Raw genomic sequence first — 2,168 nt, forward strand, 5'->3', positions numbered from 1 at the left:
TCGCGCTGGCCGCCAGTTCCGGGACCGAGCTGAGCAGGTGCATCCGCATCCGGAGTTCCGGGACGTCCTCGGCGCGGTAGTGGTTGGCCGCGATGACGGCCTCGCGGACCGCGTCCAGGACCGGCAGGTCGGCGTCGGCCGCGGCGAGGTGCTCGGTGATCGTGCCGACCTCCGCGTCGAACTCGTTCCACAGGACGTCGGACTTGGCGTCGTAGTAGCGGAAGAACGTGCGGCGGCTGACGCCCGCGGTCGCGGCGATCTCGTCGACCGTCGTCTCGTGGAAGCCGCGCTCGGTGAACAGGCGCAGCGCGATGACCTCCAGTTCGCGGGCGCTCGTGCCGGGTGGCCTGCCGCGGCGGGCCGCGGGGGTGCGTTGGGTCATCCGGGTGCCGTTCCCTTTCCGGGGGTTGTTTCCGACACCGCGTGACATTACTCTGCTCGATATTCGTCACTGTGTGCCGAAAAGAAGTCCCCGTGCCGAAGGAGTCACGATGACCGAGAAGATCGCCGAAGAGCCCGTCGAGGAGACCCCGGTCGCCGAAGACCTGCTGGTCGAGGAGGTCTCGATCGACGGGATGTGCGGTGTCTACTGAACCGTTCGACCTGGACGCGGCCTGGCGGCTCGACAGCCGGGTCGCGATCCGGCCGGAACGGTTCGGGGCGCTGCTGTACCACTTCGGCACGCGTCGCCTGTCCTTCCTGAAGAGCCCGGCCCTGCTGGCCGTCGTCCGGTCACTGGACGCGCAGCCGAGCGCCCGCGCAGCCTGCGCCGGCGCCGGGGTGGGGCCGCCCGAGCTGCCGCGCTACCGCGCCGCGCTGGCCGCACTGGCCGAGTCGCGGATGATCCAGCCGAGGAGTCTCTGATGTCCCTTGTGGACGAATTCCAGTACGGGCTCGACGCGCCCATCTGCCTCACCTGGGAACTGACCTACGCCTGCAACTTGTCCTGCGTGCACTGCCTTTCCTCCTCCGGGCGGCGGGACCCGCGCGAACTGTCCACAGCGGAGTGCAAGGCGCTGATCGACGAGTTCGAGCGCATGCAGGTCTTCTACGTCAACATCGGCGGCGGCGAGCCGACGGTGCGCCCGGACTTCTGGGAGCTCGTCGACTACGCCACCGAGCACCACGTCGGCGTCAAGTTCTCCACCAACGGCGTCAAGATCACCCCGGAGGTGGCGCGCCGGCTGGCCGCGAGCGACTACGTCGACGTCCAGATCTCCCTGGACGGCGCCACCGCCGAGGTCAACGACCACGTCCGCGGCCCCGGCTCGTACGCCACGGCGATCCGTGCCATGCGGCACCTGGCCGATGCCGGTTTCGAGAACTTCAAGATCTCCGTGGTGATGACGCGCCACAACGTGAGCCAGCTCGACGCGTTCAAGGCGATCGCCGACCGCTACGGCGCCCAGCTGCGGATCACGCGGCTGCGCCCGTCCGGCCGCGGCGCCGACACCTGGGACGAGCTGCACCCGACCGCCGCCCAGCAGCGGGAACTCTACGACTGGCTGGTCGCGAAGGGTGAGAACGTCCTCACCGGCGACTCGTTCTTCCACCTGGCCGGCTACGGCGGCGGCGGGCTGCCGGGCCTCAACCTGTGCGGCGCCGGGCGGGTGGTGTGCCTGGTCGACCCGGTCGGGGACGTCTACGCGTGCCCGTTCGCCATCCACGACACCTTCCTGGCCGGCAACACCCGGTCCGAGGGCGGCTTCGCACGGGTCTGGCGCGAGTCCGAGCTGTTCACTTCGTTGCGCAGCCCGCAAAGCGCGGGCGCGTGCACGTCGTGCTCGGCGTTCGACGCCTGCCGCGGCGGCTGCATGGCCGCCAAGTTCTTCACGGGCCTGCCGCTGGACGGGCCGGACCCGGAATGCGTGCGCGGCCACGGCGAACTCGCGTTGGCGGGCGTCACGAGCGTCCCGAAGCCGTCGCTGGACCACTCCCACCGGCGCCGCCCGGTCCCGGTCACCATCGGGATGCGGCGGCCGTGCGACGAGAACCCGCTGGCCTGATGGTCCGCCTCGCCGACCTGACCTCGCCGGACGTCGCCGCCCGCGCGGCGTCCGGCGCGATCCTGGCGGTCCCGGTCGGCGCGACCGAGCAGCACGGCCCGCACCTGCCGCTGGCGACGGACACCGACATCGCCCTCGCCCTGTGCGACGGCCTGGCGGCGG

The 2,168-nt window shown here is 71.1% G+C and carries 5 protein-coding genes; 4 read left to right on the forward strand and 1 reads right to left on the reverse strand.

The features are described from left to right. Positions 1 to 382: TetR family transcriptional regulator (locus tag G3I65_RS11630; protein ID WP_160696116.1), on the reverse strand; the 382-nt coding region annotated here is incomplete at its 3' end. A gap of 109 nt (positions 383 to 491) precedes the next feature. Between G3I65_RS11630 and mftA the strand changes: the two genes are divergently transcribed. The 4 genes from mftA to G3I65_RS11650 all read left to right on the forward strand — a co-directional run. Next, on the forward strand, positions 492 to 593 hold the full coding sequence (gene mftA, locus G3I65_RS11635; RefSeq protein WP_125307730.1) for a mycofactocin precursor MftA: 102 nt from the start codon (positions 492 to 494) through the stop codon (positions 591 to 593). After that, a complete protein-coding gene (mftB, locus tag G3I65_RS11640) occupies positions 583 to 864 on the forward strand; it encodes a mycofactocin biosynthesis chaperone MftB (protein WP_125307729.1) in 282 nt (93 codons plus the stop codon). Before mftA ends, mftB begins: the two co-directional genes overlap by 11 nt. Further along, positions 864 to 2,006 carry a mycofactocin radical SAM maturase gene (gene mftC, locus G3I65_RS11645; RefSeq protein ID WP_125307728.1) on the forward strand — a complete coding sequence of 381 codons (1,143 nt, stop codon included), beginning with the start codon at positions 864 to 866 and terminating at the stop codon, positions 2,004 to 2,006. The genes mftB and mftC overlap by 1 nt, the downstream gene beginning before the upstream one ends. Continuing rightward, the coding region (locus tag G3I65_RS11650; protein ID WP_160696117.1) for a creatininase family protein at positions 2,006 to 2,168 on the forward strand (163 nt) is incomplete at its 3' end. The genes mftC and G3I65_RS11650, both read left to right, overlap by 1 nt.

It is taken from the genome of Amycolatopsis sp. SID8362 (genome assembly GCF_010550475.1).
In the GTDB taxonomy this organism is placed as follows: domain Bacteria; phylum Actinomycetota; class Actinomycetes; order Mycobacteriales; family Pseudonocardiaceae; genus Amycolatopsis; species Amycolatopsis eburnea.